Raw genomic sequence first — 16,584 nt, 5'->3', positions numbered from 1 at the left:
CGCTCAGTCCCAGACGGGAGCCAAACCCTCGGGGCTGGTGATGCGTCCGTTGCGCTCCAGTGAGGCCATCCGCGCCATCTCCTGGTCGGTAAGGTGAAGTTGCTGCGCCCTCATGTTGGTTTCCAGATTCGCCCGACGGGTCGATGAGGGGATCACCGCGTGGCCGAGTTGCATCGCCCACGCCAGGCTGATTTGGGCCGGCGTCGCCTTGTGGGCCGCTGCGATGTCCTGGATCACGGGGTCCTTCAGCACCGCGCCGTAGCCCAGTGTCATATATGAAGTGATCGGGATTCCTTGGCTCCTTGCAAAGTCGACGACCTTGCGGTTCTGGAGGTAGGGGTGCAGTTCGATCTGGTTGGTCGCGATTTCGCCGGCGCCGACGGCGGCGATCGCCTGGCGCATCAGGTCGACGGTGAAGTTCGAGACCCCGATCCGCTTCGTGAGGCCCTGCGCCTTGGCTTCCGCCAGCGCGCCCATGAACTCAGCGACCGGGACCGCATTGCCCGGCGAGGGCCAGTGGATCAGCGTCAGGTCCGCGTGGTCGGTGCGCAGCTTGGTCAGGCTGTCCTTCAGGCTGGGGATGAGCAGGCCCCTGGCGTAGTTGGCCGTCCAGATCTTGGTGGTCAGGAACAGGGCGTCGCGCGGCACCCCGCTCTCGGCAATGGCCTGGCCGACATCGGCCTCGTTGCCGTAGATCTGTGCGGTGTCGACCAGGCGGTAGCCAAGATCGAGCGCCGTCTTGACCGAGTCGACGGCCGCCTGGCCCGTGAGGCGGAAGGTGCCGAGGCCGAATTGAGGAATGCTGGTCATGAATGTGCTTTGGATGGGTGAATCTGGGAGGAAGTGTCGCGCGTTGTCCTTTGCAGAAAAACAGTGTTCTTCGCACAATATAGTTGACTTCTAGTCAACAATCAGCGCGTCGACCCGAACATGAAAACCACTGTCGAGGAACTGCAAGCCTTCACCGCCGTAGTCGACGGGGCCTCTATCACGGCAGCCGCCGAGCGGCTGGGCCAGACCGTCTCGGGCGTCAGCCGGGCGCTCGGGCGACTCGAACGCAAGCTCGAAACCACGCTGCTGCGCCGCACCACGCGCCGGCTCGAACTCACCGAGGAGGGGCATGCCTTCCTGGCACACGCCCGTGCCATCCTGGCCTCGATCGACGAGGCCGAGGAGCAGATGGCCGCGCGCCGGCAGCAGCCGGCGGGACGGCTGCGAGTGAATGCCGCATCGCCTTTCATGCTGCATGCCATCGTGCCGCTGGTGGCGGAGTTCCGGCAGGCCTACCCGCAGATCAGCCTGGAGCTCGACACGGACGACCTCAACATCGACCTCCTCGAGCGGCGGACCGACGTCGCGATCCGCATCGGCGAGTTGCGTGATTCGACGCTGCATGCACGCCCGATCGCGACCAGCCGCCTGCGCGTGCTGGCCAGTCCGGCGTATCTCGCAGCGCAGGGCCGCCCGGGAAGCGTGGAGAGTCTGGAACGTCACACCTTGCTGGGTTTCACGCAGCCGGAATCGCTCAATCGCTGGCCATTGCGCGGCGAACACGGCGACGAGTGGCCCATCGCGCCGGCGCTCACGGCATCGAGCGGCGAGACGCTGCGCCAACTGGCCTTGGAGGGCGCGGGCATCGTTTGCCTCGCCGACTACATGACGGCTGCCGACACGTTGCGCGGTGACCTGGTGCAGGTGCTGGCACGGGAGACGGTGGAAGTGCGCCAGCCGATCAGCGCGGTGTATTACCGCAACACGCAGCTATCGGCGCGGATCACCTGCTTCCTTGACTTCATCGGCGAAAGGCTCGGGCAGCCGGAGTTGCGTCGCCGGGACGGAGGCTGAGGGCGCGTCCTCCTCGAGTTGCAGCCACTTGCGCGCGAATCCGCGAAGCGCCTCGATCTGCAACCCGATGAGCGCGAGTTCCGTGCGAACGAGATGCACGTCGTGGTCGATCTCGCCCTCGGCGTCGCGCGAAGGCGCGATCGCATCGAGCGCGGCAAGCCTGGCGTCCGCTTCCGCGGGGTGCACGGCGGCCCTGTCCAGCCCTTCGGCCAGCGCGTCGAGCATCGCTGCGGCGCCTTCCGCCGCAGCGCGCATCGCATGGGCATCCGCTGGGTCCTGCAGCGCCGTGCGGTGCGCACCGAGCGCCGAGAGATAGCTCAGCAGCGTGTGCGACTGGATCAGGAATCGCAGGGCGACCCCCGCGCGCGGGCGCACGAAACCGGGCTCGCGAAACATCTCCGACACCGCGGCGGCGAGCGCGGCATCGGCGTTATGGGCATTGCGCCGGGCCAACCGGTACGCCAGGTCGTCGCGTGCACCCGACCGGTATTGCCCGGCAATCTCTCGCAGGTAGCTGCCGTGGTTGCGCATCGCCGTGGCGGCCAGGTCGCTGAAGCGCCGCGCCTGCCAGTGAGGCAGCACCAGCAGCATCGCGAGCCCCGCGATGACGCTACCGATGGCGGTGTCGATCAGCCGTGGCACGATCAGCACGCCGCCGTCACCCACCAGGTTGAAGCACATCAACACGAGGACGGTCATGCAGGCGGTGGCGAGCAGATAGCGCGTCGTGCGCGTCGCGAAGAAGAGCACCCCCGCGGCCACGGCAAGCAGCGACTGGATCAGATGCTGGGGAAACAGGTCCAGCAAGGCCCAGCCGGCGACGACTCCGGCCGCCGTGCCCGCCATGCGCTGGCCCATTCGGGAGACGGTGTCGCCCCACGTCTGCTGGCAGACGAAGAGGGTGGTGAGGAGAATCCAGTAGCCTTGCACGGGGTGGATCAGCCGCATGATCCCCCAGCCGGCCACGAGCGCGATGGCCAGCCGCAGCGCGTGGCGGAACAGGGCCGACTTGGGGCTGAGCTGGCGCCGGACGCGGTCGACCGCATCGCGCCACGAGCGCGGCGAGCGATCGAACAGACCCATGTCGTCGCGCCCCGCCTTGGCAGAGGGCTGGCTCGCGCCGGCGAGTTGGCCGTCGAGCTGCGCCAGGTTGCGCGCCAGGGCCTCGATGGAAGCTAGCAAGGCCTGGCGTCGCGGATCGCGTGCATGCGCATGCTCGTAGTCGATCGCGCTGCGCAGGTCCGCCAGCGCCTGCACCGTCGCGTTGTCGACGGCGAAGGGCTCCCGCCGCGCGATCGATTGCGCGAGCCGCAGGCACGCCTGGCCCTGAAGATCCAGCACGCGCTGACAGCGGTAGAGCAGATCGCTGTGGAAGAAGGCGTCGGCCAGCGCGTTGTAGTCGTCGTGCGACGAGCTGGCGCGTTCGTGCACGTCCTGGGCGATCAGGTAGAGGCCCCGGTAGCGCGCGATGCGGCCGGTCGGCGCGCGCTTGCCGATTCGCCGGAAGATGCTTTCCTTGGCGGCGTTGAGCTCGCTGACCACCTCCGCATTGAGTTGCGCGAGCGACAGTCGCTTGCGCTCGATGTCGATGCCGCGCAGCGGCTCGAAGAGCGATGCCTTGAAGCGCACATAGTGGCCGAGCACCGAGAACAGCCTCACGAGAATTGCCTGCACCGGCTGCGCCGGAAAGGCCGCGCTCCACGCCACGGAGAACACCCCATACCACGCCGCGCCGAGCATCAGGAGCACAACCTCGCGCTCGCGGACTTCCTGGGTGGCGGGCTGGTTCTCGATGCCGAGGGTGGTGTACATCGCCAGGATCAGAGTGGCGTAGCCGATGGCCTTGTAGCGGGCCTCGACCGCGCCCAGCATCGTCAGCCAGAACGCCGCCAGCGCCAGCCCGGCGATGAACAGGAAGGGCGCCTGGATCGAGGCCACGACGGCAAGCGCTGCCGCCGCAAAGCACACCAGCGTGACCATCTGGGCGCGGAAGCGGCCGCGTCCGCTGTCATCGGTTTCGGCCAGCGCGCTCGCGATGGCGCCGAGGAACAGCGGCGTCACCGCCTCCGGGTGGCCTGTCAGGCCGCAGATCGCGATCAGGCTTCCAAGGGTGAGAAGCACTCGGAAGGCCTGGGCCCGGCTGGCCAGTTCACGGAGCCGGTGCCGGAGCGAGTCGACTGCGGAAGGAAGCATCGGCATGACGGTGCACGATACGTGCCATCGAGGCGCGAATTCACGACTTTCCAGGCAGCCCCGAAGGTCTGGAAAACCCTGCATGAAAAACATGCAGTTGTCTGATACCCGGGCAATCGCAGTGTTCCGGTTTCAGGCGATGCCGATGAGTTCTCCAATGAAACGCCCGCGTTTCATGACGCTGGCCCGATGGCACGAACTGTGCAAGTTCCAGTCATCGTTTTCAGGAGTCTCGCCATGGATCTTCGCCCAAATCCCCCCACCGCACGAACTGCCGCCGACCCGGTCCTGGACGCTGACATTGCCGTCCTGGAACTGTCGCTTCGCACGACCAACGTCCTGCGCGTGAATCAGCTTCACACGGTTCGGGACGTCACGCGTGTGCCCGCCAGGAAACTCTTCGCACTTTCGCGGCTGGGCCGCAATTCGCTGAGGGAGATCGTCGAGAGCGTCAATCAGAGGGGCTTGCGTCTCGCGGACTGAGGGTCGGCGAATGCCGTGGGCCGCGTGCTCAGCGGCCCTGGCTCAGGCGCTGCAGGCCCTGTTCGGTCAGGAACTTGTAGCCGTGCCGGTCCGACGCGACCAGCCCGTTCGAGCGGAGCCGCTCCGAGACCTTGATCGAATCGGTCGGGCAGCCCCGGGCATGGGCCTCGCGCAAGGCCTCGAGCGTTTTCCACTGTTCTTCGTTAAGCTGAATCTTCTTGACCACGACACCTCCGTCGAGGATAGGAAGTGTGGTGCAGCCTGCGTGGGCCCGCCTCCCCAAAATTGACGAGGTGCCGGCGTCGTGAGCGCGACGGTTTGCGGTGGCGCTTGCTGGTAAAACATGCGGCGCTCCCATGACAACGCCCATCCCATCCCCATCACCCGCAACGACGCGCCCCGTGCGCGTCGCCGCGACCCTGATCGTCCTGCGCGACGGCGCCTCCGGCATGGAGGTGCTGATGCTTCGGCGGGCCGAGAAAGAGGCCGACCAGAACAGCGGCGCCAGCGTCTTCCCCGGCGGCACGCTCGATGCGCAGGACCGGACGCTTCACCCGCTGTGCGATGGCGTCGACGATGCGGCGGCTTCCTTTCGGCTGGGCATCCCCGCGAATGGCCTCGACTATTACGTCGCGGCGGTTCGCGAATGCTTCGAGGAGGCCGGGTTGCTTTTCGCGCGCGATGCCGATGGCCGGCCAGTGGAACTCGATGACATGGCGCCCCGGGACCTCGTGGCGCTGCGCCTGGCGGTGGAAGAGGGCGGCGATGCACTGCGCAAGCTGTGCGCCGACCGCGGATGGCGTCTCGCCGCCGACAGGCTCGCTTACTTCAGCCACTGGCTGACGCCGCTGGGCATGCCGCGTCGCTTCGACACCCGCTTCTTCGTGGCGCTGGCGCCGCAGCGGCAGAGTGCCTGTCCGGACGGACGCGAAACAGTCGAGCACATGTGGCTGCGCCCGGCCGACGCGATCGACCCCTCGCGCGGGCTCAAGCTGATGAATGTGCAGCGGCGCATTCTCGAGCAACTCGCGACCTTCGAGACCGCCGAGGCGTGCATGGGCTACGCGCGCGGCGCACGGGAGATTCCGCTCGTCATGCCACGCATCGCGGACGGCCCGGGCGGCCGACGGCCGGTGAATCCGGGCGAGCCGGCCTATGACGAACTGTCCCGCATCGACCCCGAGGGCCTCGGGCATTGCAGGTACGAACTCGCTTCGGGTCTGGCGATGCAGTTGTCGCCTCGTGTGCTGCGCGTCACGGCCTTGTGCGGCGATGCTCTGGTCAACTGTTACTTCGTCGGCGGGACCCGCAACGAGTGGGCGCTGATCGACGCGGGCCAGGATGACGAGACGCATGCGGCTGCGCTGCGGGCGTCCGCGCCCGGTCCGGTGCGATGGACCTTGGCAACGCAGGGCTCGCCGTTGCGGCATGGAGAGCGCATCGATCTGGGAGGCTGCACCTTGCGCGTGCTGCAGCAGGCTGGCCAGGGGCCCACCCTCGCATGCTTCCTGCTAGAGGAAGAAAAGATGCTCTTTACCGGCGATGCCGATGCATCTTCCGGATTCGATGCCGGTGAGGTGGAGTGGCTGGCGCCTGCCCGCGGCTTCCTTCGGCGTCACTGATGGCGGTCCGGGGATGTACTCGCCCTCGACCTCCTCGGAATAACATGCACCTTATCGACCCATCGGGACCCAGGACATGAAGTCATTGGTACGGAGCGCAGTTGCAACGACAGTCATGGCGCTTGCTTTCGTCGTCGCCGCGCCTGCCAGTGCGGCGCTCGACGTCGGGCAGCCCGCGCCGGCCTTCAGTGCGCCGGCCGCGCTCGCCGGCAAGCCCTTCACCTACTCCCTGTCCGCGGCTTTGGCCAAGGGGCCGGTCGTCCTGTATTTCTTCCCCGCTGCCTTCACCGTCGGCTGTTCGCTCGAGGCTCACGCATTCGCCGAGGCGGTCGACAAGTTCGCCGCGCTGGGCACCACGGTGATCGGTGTGTCGACCGATGACATCGAGACGCTGACCAAGTTCTCCAACCAGGCGTGCCAAGGCAAGTTCCCGGTCGCCTCCGACACGACCAAGTCCATCAGCCAGTCCTTCGACGCGCTGATGCAGACGCGCCCGGACTACGCCAACCGCATCTCCTATGTGATCGCGCCCAACGGAACGGTGGCGGCCCACTACCAGAACCTCAATCCGGACAAGCACGTCGAGAAGATGCTCGCGGCGGTCAAGGAACTGCCGCAGAACCGCGACAGGAAGTAGACGCCTGAAAGGCCCGACGCCATGAACGCAGCGCAGACACCCCCGGCCTGGCCCGCGCTTTCGCTCTCCGAATGGCGCGACACCTATGCCACGCTGCACATGTGGACGCAGATCGTCGGCAAGACGCGCCTTGCGCTGGCCCCGATGGAGAACCACTGGTGGCAGGTCGCTTTCTATGTCACGCCGCGCGGGCTGACGACCTCGCCAATGCCCTGCGGCGACCGAACCCTCTCTGTCGAATTCGACTTCATCTCGCATGCACTGGCGCTGAAATGCAGCGACGGTGCGGAGCGCGGCTTCGCCCTTGCGCCCAAGTCCGTCGCCGACTGGTTTGCCGAGTACCAGGCGGCATTGCAGGCGCTGGGCGTCGAGCCCAAGCTCATGCCCTCGCCGGTGGAAGTCGAGACGGCCATTCCCTTCGCCGAGGACCGGACCCACGCGTCCTACGATCCGGACGCTGCGCACCGGTGGTGGCGCATCGTCGCCCAGGCCGATCGCGTGTTGAAGCGCTTCCGGGGGCGCTTCGGCGGCAAGCAGAGCCCGGCGCACTTTTTCTGGGGCGCCTTCGACCTGGCGGCCACGCGCTTCTCGGGCCGGCCTGCGCCGCGCCATCCGGGCGGCGTTCCCAACTGTCCGGACCATGTGATGGTCGAGGCCTACTCGCATGAGTGCAGCAGTTGCGGCTTCTGGCCGGGCGGAGGTCCTGTGGCCGAGGCTTCGTTCTACGCCTATGCGTATCCGGAGCCGCCCGGCTATGCGGACCGCGAAGTCCAGCCGGCTGCCGCGCGGTACGACCCGCAGATGCGCGAATTCATCCTGCCGTACGAGGCCGTCCGCGTTGCGCCGGACCCGGACGCCGCGCTCCTGTTGTTCCTTCAGTCGACCTACGACGCGGCTGCCGATCTCGGACGATGGGACAGGGCGTCGCTCGACCGTGCGTCGCCGCTCTGGCCTTGAGGCGAACATGGACGAACTGTTGCAACGCACCGCAGGCCTGCCTGAATTCACATTGGCGGTCGGGGACACGCTCGTGCGCGAAGGCGAGTCCGGCGACGGTCTGTGGATCCTCGTGTCGGGCGCGCTGCAGATCAGCAAGTCCGGCATGGCGATCACGTCGATCAGTCGGCCGGGTGCGGCGATCGGCGAAATCTCGCTCCTGCTGAACTCACCCTACACGGCGACGGTCGTCGCGAGCGCAGCGAGCATCGTTCGCTACGCGGCCGACGGTCGCGCGCTGCTGGCGAGCGATCCGGCCATCACGCGATGGATCGCCGCGGGCCTGGCGGAGCGCCTGGATTTCGCAACGACCTATCTGGTCGACCTCAAGCACCAGTACGGCGATTCGCCCGGCCTGGCGATGGTGTCGGAAGTGCTGGATCAGTTGGCACACCGCCAGGGACCGTCAGCGCGCCCCGGCTCCGCGCGCGAGCCGAATCCCGACTACTGAACGCTCAGAAGACCGATCGCGCAGGCGCGCTTTCGGCGCCGAGCTCCAGGGCTTCCTCGCCCATCATCGAGCGCCATGACGCGGTGTCCGCTGCGAGGTCGATCACGATGTGCGCTGGCACCGGCCCGATCTGCCTGCCGGCGTTGAACACCCAGGTGGGGCCGATGCGGTCGGCCCAGGCGCCGGCGGGCTTGAAAGGCGGCTCGTGCACATGCCCGGTCAGCACCAATTCGGGGCGGTAGGCGGCAATCCAGCCGGCGACATCGGCGTCACCATAGTGGCGCCTGCCGGTCCAGCAAGTGGGCGAACCGAGTGGGGGCCAGTGATAGATCCAGACCCAGCGGGCAGGGCGTCGATCGGCATCCGCGGCCAGTTGCCTTTCGAGGGCGGCCCGGCCGGCGGGGCCGTCCCACCAGGGGCAGACCGTGATCAGCGTGTCGCCGACCGTGAGCGAATCGCCGTCCGTGAAGACCCCGGTGCGGCGGCTCTCCGGCAGCCACAGCGCCGCTCGTTCACCGTGCCGGTCCGGCCCCGTCAGGTCGTGGTTGCCTGAGGCCAGCACGAGCGACGTGCCCGGATTCATCAGCGAGAAGTAGCGCAGCAGGACGACCGACTGCGCATCGAGCGACACCGGCGAACTCACGTCGAGGTGATCGCCGGCGAGCACCACGAGATCGAAGGACGGCGCCACGCGGACCACCCAGTCGAGTTGGGGCAGCGTGTAGTGCAGGTCGGAAACGAGGAGGATGCGCACGGCATGGGCTGCAGCGACGGAGCCCGCATTGTGAGGGGCCTGAATGCCTGCGCGAAGCTCTTTTCACACGGCGGGGCCCGGGTGCGACCGCGCCGTGGCGCCTTGCGGGTAGCATCGATGAATGCCTGAATTCACGCTCCAGACTGCCGCGATCACGACCTGCATCGCGGCGGGCGTCATGACCCTCGGTTTTGCCGCACGGGAGACGCGCTGGGGAACGCCGCTCATGATGGCCGGCATCCTCGGATTGCTGGCGATCATCGGGTACGGCATCGTGGACCTGGTCACCATCTGATCACGTCCCTTGCAGGATCGTTGAAGATCTTTGCACGATCCTCCGGCTGACCCGCCGGAGCCGAGACAAGCGTCGGCGAGATGCCTAAGCTTGGCTCCATGCTGACATCCACCCCCCATGCACTGCGCGGCGACCGCCCCGTCGATCAACTGCAGACCACCGTGATGCGGGCCGAACTCGCCGCGGTCATCGACCGCATGACCGTCACCGACGGCGCCCACCCGACGGCGATTCCGCGCCTGGCCCTGGCCCGCGCGTCGCACATGCAGCATCCGGTGCATGCGATCCACGAACCCGCCTTCTGCCTGTTGGCACAGGGCAGCAAGCGGGTGCTTCTCGGCGACGAGGTCTATATCTACGACAGCAGCCAGTACCTGGTGGTGTCGCAGAACCTGCCCGTGTCGGGACAAGTGATCGACGCGTCGCCGGAGGCACCGTACCTGGGCCTGCGGCTGAGCTTCGACGTCAAGGACATCGCGGCCCTCGCGCTGGACCTGCAGCTTGGCGAAACGCTCCCGATGCGTGCATCGCAGCGTGGCATCTTCACCGGCGAGTTGTCCACGACGCTGCTCGATCCCGTGCTGCGGCTGGTCAGGCTGCTGGACTCGCCCGAGGACGTGCCGGCCCTGGCGCCGCTGATCACCCGCGAGATCCTGTACCGCCTGCTGAGGTCCGCCGATGGCTGGCGGCTGGCACAGATGGCCGTGGTGGACAGCCACAGCCAGCGCATTGCCCAGGCCATCAGCATGCTGTCGCAGCGTTTCCAGGAGCCGCTCCGGGTCGAGGACCTGGCCGGCGAAGTCCACATGAGCGTGTCGTCGCTGCACCAGCACTTCAAGGCCGTCACCGCGATGAGCCCGCTGCAGTTCCAGAAGCAGCTGCGCCTGCAGGAGTCGCGCCGCATCATGATCAGCGAGCACGTGGATGCCGCCACCGCCGGCCATCGCGTCGGCTACGAGAGCCAGTCACAGTTCAATCGCGAATACAGCCGCTTCTTCGGCCTGCCTCCCGCACGCGATGTCAAGCGCCTGCGCGAGCTTCAACTGGGCCGGGCGAGCACCTGAAAGTCCCTCATGAAGATTCATCTCAGACTGAATGGCCGGGTGTTTCCGGCCACCCTGGAAGACAACTCGACGGCGCACGAGTTCATCGCCATGCTGCCGCTGACGATCACGATGCACGACCTCTTCAGGCGAGAGAAGTTCGGCCCGCTCCCCGGCGCCATTTCGGGCCGCGGCACGCACACCCGCTCGTACGAGGTGGGCGACCTGGTCTGCTGGACGCCCGGACCCGACTTGGCGGTCTTCTATCGACACGACGGCCAGACGATCAGCGGCGCGTGCCAAGTCCTCGGCAAGCTCGATGTCGGCGCGGAGGCGTTCGGCGTGCCCGGCCCGATCGTGGTCACCATCGAAGTGCCGGCGCCGCAGATCCGGATCAAAGAAGATCTTCGTCGACCAGGCTCGCCAGCACCGACAGCCGCAGCCGCCGGCCCCAGGTCGAGTCCGGCTCGCCGGCATACACGACCGGGTTCGAGCCGTTCGGCTCGATCCACTCCAGGCGCCGGCGCGTGTCATCCGTGTAGCGGACCTGATAGCTCTGCGGCATCCGCTCGGTGCGCAGGAGCCTCGTGATCTGGCCGGCCAGCGCCAGGCTGTCGACGATGAGGCTCATCTCGGTATTGGAATGCGCGGAGCGGCGGTCCATGTTCATCGACCCGATGGAGAGCCAGCGCTGGTCCACCACCGCCAGCTTGGCGTGCAGGCGGCCGAGCGAGCCGTGCGGACCATCGGCGATGGATGCGCGCTCGTCTTCGTCCTCGGGCATCAGCTCGTAGAGCGCGACGCGCATCTTCAGCAGCGCCACGCGGTAGCGCGCGTAGCCGAAGTGCGCCAGCGGCTCGTCCGTCGTCGCGAGGGAGTTGGTCATGACGGACACGCTGACGTCGCTGTCGGCAGCCTTCTGGAGGACTTCCATCGTGCGCCTGCCCGGGATGAAGTAGGGCGACGCCACGAGCACTTCCGAGCGCGCCGATTGCAGCAGGTCCAGGTTGCCGTTCATGACGACGCCGTCGGCTCGCGATTCGTTGTCCGCATCGGCCTTGTGCGGTGCATCGGCCACCACGCGCACCGACGCCATGTGCAGCGCCACGCGGCCATCGTCCAACTGCGTGGCGACGCTGCCCTGGCCCAGCGAATCGCGCGCCGCGACCGGCATCGCCACCGCTCCGGCGTCACGCACGGACTGCTCGAAACGAAGCCGTGCGGCCGCGATGTCGAGGTCCGGCCCGGCGAGCCTCCCGATCGGGTAGGCGTGCCGGCTGTTCCAGTACGCGTCGAACACGGCCGCCATCTCCGGCACCACCGGCCCCGTGGAGAGGAGGTCCATGTCGATGAAGTTGGCGGGCTCGCTGCGGCCGAAATACTCGTCTGCGATGTTCCGGCCCCCGCTGATGGCAAAGGCGTTGTCCGCGATGAACAGCTTGTTGTGCATGCGGCGGTTGATGCGCGAGAACTCGTGCATCGAGAGCAGCACGCGCGCGCGGACGCTGCCGTCGCGCGCGGGCAGCGGGTTGAACATGCGAAGCTCGACGTTGGGCCGGGCGGCGAGGCCGGCCAGCAGCGCGTCCTCCCCGGTGGCATGCAGGTCATCCAGCAGGATGCGAACGCGCACGCCGCGGGCGGCGGCGTCGCTGAGCTCGCGCAGGAACTGCCGGCCCGAGGTGTCGTCGGCGATCTGGTAGTACTGTGCGTCGATCGACTTCTCGGCGGCGCGGGCCAGCGCGATGCGTGCCTCGAAGGCCTGGTCGCCGGCAGGCAGCAGGCGCATGCCCGAGAGATGCGCGTTGCCGGCGGGCATCGAAGCCGCCGCCACGGCGGCCAGGCGGGTGTCGGCTACGTCCGTGATCGTCTGCGAGGCGGGCCGGTGGGCGTTGTCCGGCAGGCTGGCGCAACCCGTCAGCATGCCCAGCAGCACCACCGCGAAGACGAGGAGCGCCACACCGGCCCGGGCCTGTGCGAGGCCGATCTCCATCAGGCGCATGCCGATGCTGTGGGCGGTCAGCATGGGGCAGCATTTGAGGGGGGTCTTCATGGCGGGCTCGGACGTTGCGGAATGTCGGATCGTTTCTTCCCTGGTTGTAGGACGGAATCTATTCAATGCCCGTCGTTTCCGCGAGGAAACAGTGCGCAGTGCGCAAGTGACATGGGTCACAACCTTCCGTGTCGTCCCATAATCGTTCGATGAGCTCCGCCGTCGACGGCCCTGACGATCGCCTGCCGCAGTCCCTGCTCGACGCCATCGCGCCGCACGGGCACACGCGTTCGTTTCCGGCCCACGCGATCCTCATCAACGAGGGGGACACGACCGATTCGCTCTACATCGTGCTCAGCGGACGGGTGAAGGTCTATGCCAGCTCGGACGACGGCCGCGAACTGGTGCTCACCGAATACGGTCCCGGCGGCTACTTCGGCGAGTTGTCCATCGACGGCGAAAGGCGTTCGGCGTCGATCAAGGCCATCGAGGCGTGCACCTGCCGGGTGGTCCAGGGGTCGGAACTGCGCCAGTTCCTCGCGGAAAGCCCCGACTTCGCGTTTCACCTCACCCGCAAGCTTATCCGCATGGTGCGGCGGCTGACCGAACAGGTGCGCAGCATCGCGCTGCAGGACGTCTACGGTCGCATGGTGCGAGTGCTGACCGAGCTGTCCGAACCGGTGGGAGACGAGCGCGTGCTGCGCCACAAGCTGACGCAAAAGGACATTGCCGACCGGGTCGGCTCCTCTCGCGAGATGGTCAACCGGGTGATGAAGGAACTCACTGCCGGTGGCTACGTCGGCCAGCGCGACGGGCGGATGGTGATCCTGAAGAAGCTGCCGGCGTCCTGGTAGTCCCGGCTAGAACCTGAAGTCGATGGACTTCGGGCCTCCGCCCAGCGTCACGCTTTCCGACTTCTTCTTGCCCTGCATCGCCGGGATGGTCTGCGCACGCGACGGCCCCTGCGGGAAGGCACAGGCGCAGGCCATCGCGATGCCGAGGGCGGAAGAGAGCCTGGGTTGCATTCGGACCTCCAAGGGAGGAGGAAGGCTCGCCATTCTCTCGAATGCCTGGAGTCACACCATCCGGGCGGCCACGCAACGCCACTTACGTGGATGACCGGAGTGTGTGCGGCAAAGGTCGACCGGTCAGGACGGGCAGGCAGGCGTGGTAGCCGCGATCGCGGCACGCAGGCTCTTCGTCGATTGCGTGAGGTCGTCCGGACCGAAGACGTTCTTCGTGTAGGTGCAGCCGTAGCTCGGCTGCGCCACGGTCGCCGGCGTCACGACATCGTCGCCGCTCGGCACCACGCCGTCACGCTCCCACTTGATCATGTCGTCGAAGGCGGTGACCTGCTCCGCCACGGTGAAGTCGCAATGCGAGGCGCCGCGGATCGCGCGCTGCACCAGCCATGCGCTGTTGCCCTTGGCGGCCACGCGCTTCTGGTAGATCTGTTCCATGCTGAAGGGCACGTACATGTCGCCCAGCGTGTGCAGGGTCACGACCGGGATCTTGAACTCGCCATTGGCCTTGGGGATCCAGCGCAGCCCGTCGGTGCGCACGCGATTGGCGTCCGCCTCCGCGGTGAGCTTGAGGGCGGCCGCGTTGAGGGCGGCGGAACCGGCCGCGTCGCCGTCGATGGTGTAGATGAATCGGTTGGTGTCGACGCCGCTCTTGTTGAGGATGCCGTTGACCGTGCCGTCCCCGCCGAACACGCCCCAGACCAGCGGGAAGGTCCCGCCGTTCGCAAAGCCCAGGTTGAACAAGGGCCGCTCGCCGCCCGTGAGGTTCTTGACCACCGATGCGTATTTCGCGCCCGTCGCCGTGGGCGTGACGGCCGCTGCGGGGGCTGCGGCAGAAGGGAAGCTCGAGAACAAGGTTCCCGTGACCTGCGCCGCGATGTCCGCCCAGCTTGTGAACGGGTACTTCGGTACGCCCGCCATGGCTTGCGCCGTCACTTGCGCGGCGGCGAAATAGTCGAACAGCTCGGTGTCGCCGACCACGCCGCACATCGGCACTGCGCCGTTGTACTTGACCTTGTGCTTGGCCGTGGCGAAGGCCTCGTCCTCGATGGCCGCGGCCGTGATGTGGCCGCCCATCGAGTGGCCGGTGATGTAGATCCTGCTCGGCGCCGCCAGCGTGCGGCCGGCGGCGGCAGCGATCTTGTTGAACTCCAGGGCCAGTGCGTTGGTGTCCTCGACGCCCACGCGCACGTCGTAGTAGTTCTTGCTGTAGCTTGATGCAGCCCAGGCGTAGCCGTTCTGGATCAGGTAACGGCGGATCGACGGATTGCTGACGCCCAGCGCGTTGCCCGTGCCGGCGTAGCCATGGGCGTACATCACGAGCTTGCCGTTCCAGTTGGCCGGCACCTCGACGCGATAGGCCGCGCCGCCGAGCACGCCCGCCCAGCGGCTGGTCGTGGCGTTGTCGACCGTATCGCCGGCATCGGCTGCCAGCGCGGCGAAGGTGGTGTCGGCCGGGGCCGCAGGCGCGAAGCTGCGATCGTCCTGCGCGCGCTTTTCTTCCGGCGCAGGCGCAGGCGCGGGTGCGGGTGCGGGTGCAGGGGCCGGGGCAGCAGCGATCGGAAGGAAGGCCCCTCCGTTGCCGCCACCGCCGCACGCGGCAAGGCTGAGAGTGGTTGCCAGCGCCAGGAGCTGGACGCGATTCTTTTGCATGGGTTTTGTCTCCGGGATTTCTTGTGGTTGAACTTCAAGCTCGGGGAACACACGAACCGGCGCCGCGCTGCCTGGACAGCGCGGCGCCGGCGGTCGGAGCGTAGGGGGCGCCTGTGTGGGCGCCGTTGCGGAGTAACCCGGAGCCGCTATCACCTATGCGACACGGGGCCGCGGATCTAGGCGCTGGCTGCGGCCGCGGCCTCGACCGCGTACACCTCGACCGGTGCAGCCTTGCCCCTGAACGAGGCCGGCCCCAGGGAGTCCGCAGGGATACGGCCATCGAGGGCCAGGTGCGTCGCCGGATCGATCAGGATCGTCCGCTTCGCGAGCTTGGTGTGTTCCTCCAGCCGCGCGGCAAGGTTCACCGTGTCGCCGATGCAGGTGTAGGTCGCGCGCTGGTGCGTGCCGGTATAGCCGGCCACCATCTCGCCCGAGGCGACGCCGACGCCGATGCGGATCGCGGGCTTTTTCGCTGCCGTGCGTTCGACGTTCAAAAGGTCGACCATCTCGACCATGTCGAGCGCTGCGCGCACCGCGGCAGCACCATGGTCGGGCAGCGGCAGCGGCGCTCCGAAGATCGCCATCAGCCCGTCGCCGATCATCTGGTTCACAACGCCGCCATGGCCGTTGATCGCATCGAACATCAGCGTGTAGTAAGTGTTCAGCAGTTCGATGGTCTCTTCCGGCGGCTGCGACTCGACCAGCGAGGTGAAGCCGCGGATGTCGCAGAACATCACCGTGGCGTGGACGCGGCGACCGCCCAGCGCGAAGCCGGACTGCTGCAGGTCCTGCGCGACCTCGGAGGTCGCGAAGCGGCGCACCATCTCCTTCTGCTGGTCGCGCAGGCGCTTCTTCTCGAGGCTGGCGCCGATGCGTGCCTTCAGCAGCACGGCGTTGACCGGCTTGTGCAGGTAGTCCTCGGCGCCCAACTCGATGCAGCGCGCGATGTCGGCCACGCCTTCGAGCGAGGAGGTGACGATCACCGGCAGGTCGCGCAGCTTGACGTCGGCGGTCAGGTGTTCGAGCACCTCGAAGCCGGTCATCTCGGGCATTTCCATGTCGAGCAGCATCAGGTCGAAGGCGTCGCGCCGCAGCATCTCCAGGGCGATCCGGCCGTTCTCGGCGCACTGGACGCTGTGGCCTTGCAGTTCGAGGCTGCGGGTCATCAGCAGGCGGTTGACCTTGTTGTCGTCCGCCACCAGCAGCCGGGCTGGCGCGTGGCGCAGGTCAACCATGGGTCAGCTCCTGCAGGGCCGTCGCGACGCGGTCGTACTCCTGCGCCAGCGCATCGAGCGCGTCGGATGACTGCGCGGCGGCGAGGCCGCCCAGTTCCTGCTCGCGCGCCATGGCGCCGAGCGTGAGGGCACCGAAGGTGAGGCTGTTCGACTTGAGCGAATGCGCAGCGCGGCGAAAGGTGTCGGCGTCGCCCGCGGCGAGTGCATCGCGGAGTTCCTGAAGCATCGCGGGTGCCTCTTCGAGAAAGGTCTGCACCAGTTCCTTCACGAAATCGGCGCCCGCAGCGTCTTGCAACTCCGAAAACGTCGCAAGGTCTACCGTCGAATTGCTCATGTGATTCCCACCCTTGTTTGGAGCGGTCCGG

Annotated in this window: 18 protein-coding genes and 1 pseudogene; 10 read left to right on the top strand and 9 right to left on the bottom strand. The window is 67.4% G+C overall.

Annotated features, from left to right (window positions below):
• Nucleotides 1–3: 3 nt before the first annotated feature.
• Nucleotides 4–810 carry a 2,5-didehydrogluconate reductase DkgB gene (gene dkgB / locus QTH97_RS01345; RefSeq protein ID WP_286566183.1) on the bottom strand — a complete coding sequence of 269 codons (807 nt, stop codon included), beginning with the start codon at nucleotides 808–810 and terminating at the stop codon, nucleotides 4–6.
• 120 nt (nucleotides 811–930) lie between these two features.
• Between dkgB and QTH97_RS01340 the strand changes: the two genes are divergently transcribed.
• A complete protein-coding gene (locus tag QTH97_RS01340) occupies nucleotides 931–1,845 on the top strand; it encodes a LysR substrate-binding domain-containing protein (RefSeq protein WP_286566182.1) in 915 nt (304 codons plus the stop codon).
• Here QTH97_RS01340 and yccS read toward each other — a convergent pair.
• Nucleotides 1,762–3,966, bottom strand: a complete 2,205-nt coding sequence (yccS, locus tag QTH97_RS01335; RefSeq protein ID WP_286566181.1) for a YccS family putative transporter — start codon at nucleotides 3,964–3,966, stop codon at nucleotides 1,762–1,764. The genes QTH97_RS01340 and yccS overlap by 84 nt on opposite strands.
• 309 nt (nucleotides 3,967–4,275) lie before the next feature.
• Here yccS and QTH97_RS01330 point away from each other — a divergent pair, with 309 nt between their 5' ends.
• Nucleotides 4,276–4,521 carry a DNA-directed RNA polymerase subunit alpha C-terminal domain-containing protein gene (locus QTH97_RS01330; RefSeq protein WP_286566180.1) on the top strand — a complete coding sequence of 82 codons (246 nt, stop codon included), beginning with the start codon at nucleotides 4,276–4,278 and terminating at the stop codon, nucleotides 4,519–4,521.
• A 28-nt stretch (nucleotides 4,522–4,549) separates the two neighbouring features.
• On the opposite strand, the gene QTH97_RS01325 is transcribed toward QTH97_RS01330, so the two are convergent.
• Nucleotides 4,550–4,747, bottom strand: a complete 198-nt coding sequence (locus QTH97_RS01325) for a hypothetical protein (protein ID WP_286566178.1) — start codon at nucleotides 4,745–4,747, stop codon at nucleotides 4,550–4,552.
• Nucleotides 4,748–4,877: 130 nt separating this feature from the next.
• On the opposite strand from QTH97_RS01325, the gene QTH97_RS01320 reads away from it, so the two are divergent.
• The 4 genes from QTH97_RS01320 (at nucleotide 4,878) to QTH97_RS01305 (ending at nucleotide 8,227) form a co-directional block, all read left to right on the top strand.
• Entirely contained in the window at nucleotides 4,878–6,143 is a 1,266-nt protein-coding gene (locus tag QTH97_RS01320; protein WP_286566177.1) for an NUDIX domain-containing protein, read from the top strand.
• 115 nt (nucleotides 6,144–6,258) lie between these two features.
• The gene (locus QTH97_RS01315; protein ID WP_286566176.1) at nucleotides 6,259–6,780 is read left to right on the top strand and encodes a peroxiredoxin; all 522 of its coding nucleotides are present in this window, start codon (nucleotides 6,259–6,261) and stop codon (nucleotides 6,778–6,780) included.
• Nucleotides 6,781–6,801: 21 nt separating this feature from the next.
• Entirely contained in the window at nucleotides 6,802–7,737 is a 936-nt protein-coding gene (locus QTH97_RS01310) for a DUF5996 family protein (protein WP_286566175.1), read from the top strand.
• A gap of 7 nt (nucleotides 7,738–7,744) precedes the next feature.
• On the top strand, nucleotides 7,745–8,227 hold the full coding sequence (locus QTH97_RS01305; protein ID WP_286566174.1) for a Crp/Fnr family transcriptional regulator: 483 nt from the start codon (nucleotides 7,745–7,747) through the stop codon (nucleotides 8,225–8,227).
• Between the two features lie 4 nt (nucleotides 8,228–8,231).
• Here QTH97_RS01305 and QTH97_RS01300 read toward each other — a convergent pair whose 3' ends face one another.
• Complete coding sequence (locus QTH97_RS01300; RefSeq protein WP_286566173.1) at nucleotides 8,232–8,981, bottom strand: metallophosphoesterase family protein; 750 nt, start codon at nucleotides 8,979–8,981, stop codon at nucleotides 8,232–8,234.
• A 121-nt stretch (nucleotides 8,982–9,102) separates the two neighbouring features.
• Here QTH97_RS01300 and QTH97_RS01295 point away from each other — a divergent pair, with 121 nt between their 5' ends.
• The 3 genes and pseudogenes from QTH97_RS01295 to QTH97_RS36950 all read left to right on the top strand — a co-directional run.
• Nucleotides 9,103–9,276 (top strand): hypothetical protein, encoded by a 174-nt coding sequence (locus QTH97_RS01295; RefSeq protein WP_286566172.1) that lies wholly within the window; start codon nucleotides 9,103–9,105, stop codon nucleotides 9,274–9,276.
• A 98-nt stretch (nucleotides 9,277–9,374) separates the two neighbouring features.
• A complete protein-coding gene (locus QTH97_RS01290) occupies nucleotides 9,375–10,340 on the top strand; it encodes an AraC family transcriptional regulator (RefSeq protein ID WP_286566171.1) in 966 nt (321 codons plus the stop codon).
• A 9-nt stretch (nucleotides 10,341–10,349) separates the two neighbouring features.
• Nucleotides 10,350–10,679: pseudogene (locus QTH97_RS36950) on the top strand (cyclophilin-like fold protein); the annotation flags it as partial.
• Between the two features lie 34 nt (nucleotides 10,680–10,713).
• Here QTH97_RS36950 and QTH97_RS01285 read toward each other — a convergent pair.
• Nucleotides 10,714–12,369, bottom strand: a complete 1,656-nt coding sequence (locus tag QTH97_RS01285) for a phospholipase D-like domain-containing protein (RefSeq protein WP_286566170.1) — start codon at nucleotides 12,367–12,369, stop codon at nucleotides 10,714–10,716.
• A 149-nt stretch (nucleotides 12,370–12,518) separates the two neighbouring features.
• On the opposite strand from QTH97_RS01285, the gene QTH97_RS01280 reads away from it, so the two are divergent.
• Nucleotides 12,519–13,163, top strand: a complete 645-nt coding sequence (locus QTH97_RS01280) for a Crp/Fnr family transcriptional regulator (RefSeq protein ID WP_286566169.1) — start codon at nucleotides 12,519–12,521, stop codon at nucleotides 13,161–13,163.
• A 6-nt stretch (nucleotides 13,164–13,169) separates the two neighbouring features.
• Here the strand turns inward: QTH97_RS01280 and QTH97_RS01275 are convergent, their stop codons facing one another.
• From QTH97_RS01275 to QTH97_RS01260, 4 genes are all read right to left on the bottom strand, one after another.
• On the bottom strand, nucleotides 13,170–13,334 hold the full coding sequence (locus QTH97_RS01275; RefSeq protein WP_286566168.1) for a hypothetical protein: 165 nt from the start codon (nucleotides 13,332–13,334) through the stop codon (nucleotides 13,170–13,172).
• Between the two features lie 123 nt (nucleotides 13,335–13,457).
• Nucleotides 13,458–14,984, bottom strand: coding sequence for an alpha/beta hydrolase family protein (locus tag QTH97_RS01270; RefSeq protein WP_286566167.1), 1,527 nt, complete (start codon nucleotides 14,982–14,984; stop codon nucleotides 13,458–13,460).
• Nucleotides 14,985–15,160: 176 nt separating this feature from the next.
• On the bottom strand, nucleotides 15,161–16,219 hold the full coding sequence (locus QTH97_RS01265) for an adenylate/guanylate cyclase domain-containing protein (protein ID WP_286566166.1): 1,059 nt from the start codon (nucleotides 16,217–16,219) through the stop codon (nucleotides 15,161–15,163).
• A complete protein-coding gene (locus QTH97_RS01260) occupies nucleotides 16,212–16,553 on the bottom strand; it encodes an Hpt domain-containing protein (RefSeq protein WP_286566165.1) in 342 nt (113 codons plus the stop codon). Before QTH97_RS01260 ends, QTH97_RS01265 begins: the two co-directional genes overlap by 8 nt.
• Between the last annotated feature and the right edge of the window lie 31 nt (nucleotides 16,554–16,584).

It is taken from the genome of Variovorax gracilis (assembly GCF_030317115.1).
Classification (GTDB): domain Bacteria; phylum Pseudomonadota; class Gammaproteobacteria; order Burkholderiales; family Burkholderiaceae_C; genus Variovorax; species Variovorax gracilis.
The sequence above is the reverse complement of the archived record's forward strand: the minus strand, read 5'-3'. Positions and strand labels throughout refer to the sequence as shown.

Coding starts and splice junctions, on each gene's coding strand:
- QTH97_RS01330 (WP_286566180.1), top strand. CDS start 4,276: ATGGATCTTCGCCCAAATCCCCCCACCGCACGAACTGCCGCCGACCCG.
- dkgB (WP_286566183.1), bottom strand. CDS start 810: ATGACCAGCATTCCTCAATTCGGCCTCGGCACCTTCCGCCTCACGGGC.
- QTH97_RS01280 (WP_286566169.1), top strand. CDS start 12,519: ATGAGCTCCGCCGTCGACGGCCCTGACGATCGCCTGCCGCAGTCCCTG.
- QTH97_RS01285 (WP_286566170.1), bottom strand. CDS start 12,369: ATGAAGACCCCCCTCAAATGCTGCCCCATGCTGACCGCCCACAGCATC.
- QTH97_RS01310 (WP_286566175.1), top strand. CDS start 6,802: ATGAACGCAGCGCAGACACCCCCGGCCTGGCCCGCGCTTTCGCTCTCC.
- QTH97_RS01315 (WP_286566176.1), top strand. CDS start 6,259: ATGGCGCTTGCTTTCGTCGTCGCCGCGCCTGCCAGTGCGGCGCTCGAC.
- QTH97_RS01260 (WP_286566165.1), bottom strand. CDS start 16,553: ATGAGCAATTCGACGGTAGACCTTGCGACGTTTTCGGAGTTGCAAGAC.
- QTH97_RS01295 (WP_286566172.1), top strand. CDS start 9,103: ATGCCTGAATTCACGCTCCAGACTGCCGCGATCACGACCTGCATCGCG.
- QTH97_RS01270 (WP_286566167.1), bottom strand. CDS start 14,984: ATGCAAAAGAATCGCGTCCAGCTCCTGGCGCTGGCAACCACTCTCAGC.
- QTH97_RS01265 (WP_286566166.1), bottom strand. CDS start 16,219: ATGGTTGACCTGCGCCACGCGCCAGCCCGGCTGCTGGTGGCGGACGAC.
- QTH97_RS01290 (WP_286566171.1), top strand. CDS start 9,375: ATGCTGACATCCACCCCCCATGCACTGCGCGGCGACCGCCCCGTCGAT.
- QTH97_RS01340 (WP_286566182.1), top strand. CDS start 931: ATGAAAACCACTGTCGAGGAACTGCAAGCCTTCACCGCCGTAGTCGAC.
- QTH97_RS01275 (WP_286566168.1), bottom strand. CDS start 13,334: ATGCAACCCAGGCTCTCTTCCGCCCTCGGCATCGCGATGGCCTGCGCC.
- QTH97_RS01320 (WP_286566177.1), top strand. CDS start 4,878: ATGACAACGCCCATCCCATCCCCATCACCCGCAACGACGCGCCCCGTG.
- QTH97_RS01305 (WP_286566174.1), top strand. CDS start 7,745: ATGGACGAACTGTTGCAACGCACCGCAGGCCTGCCTGAATTCACATTG.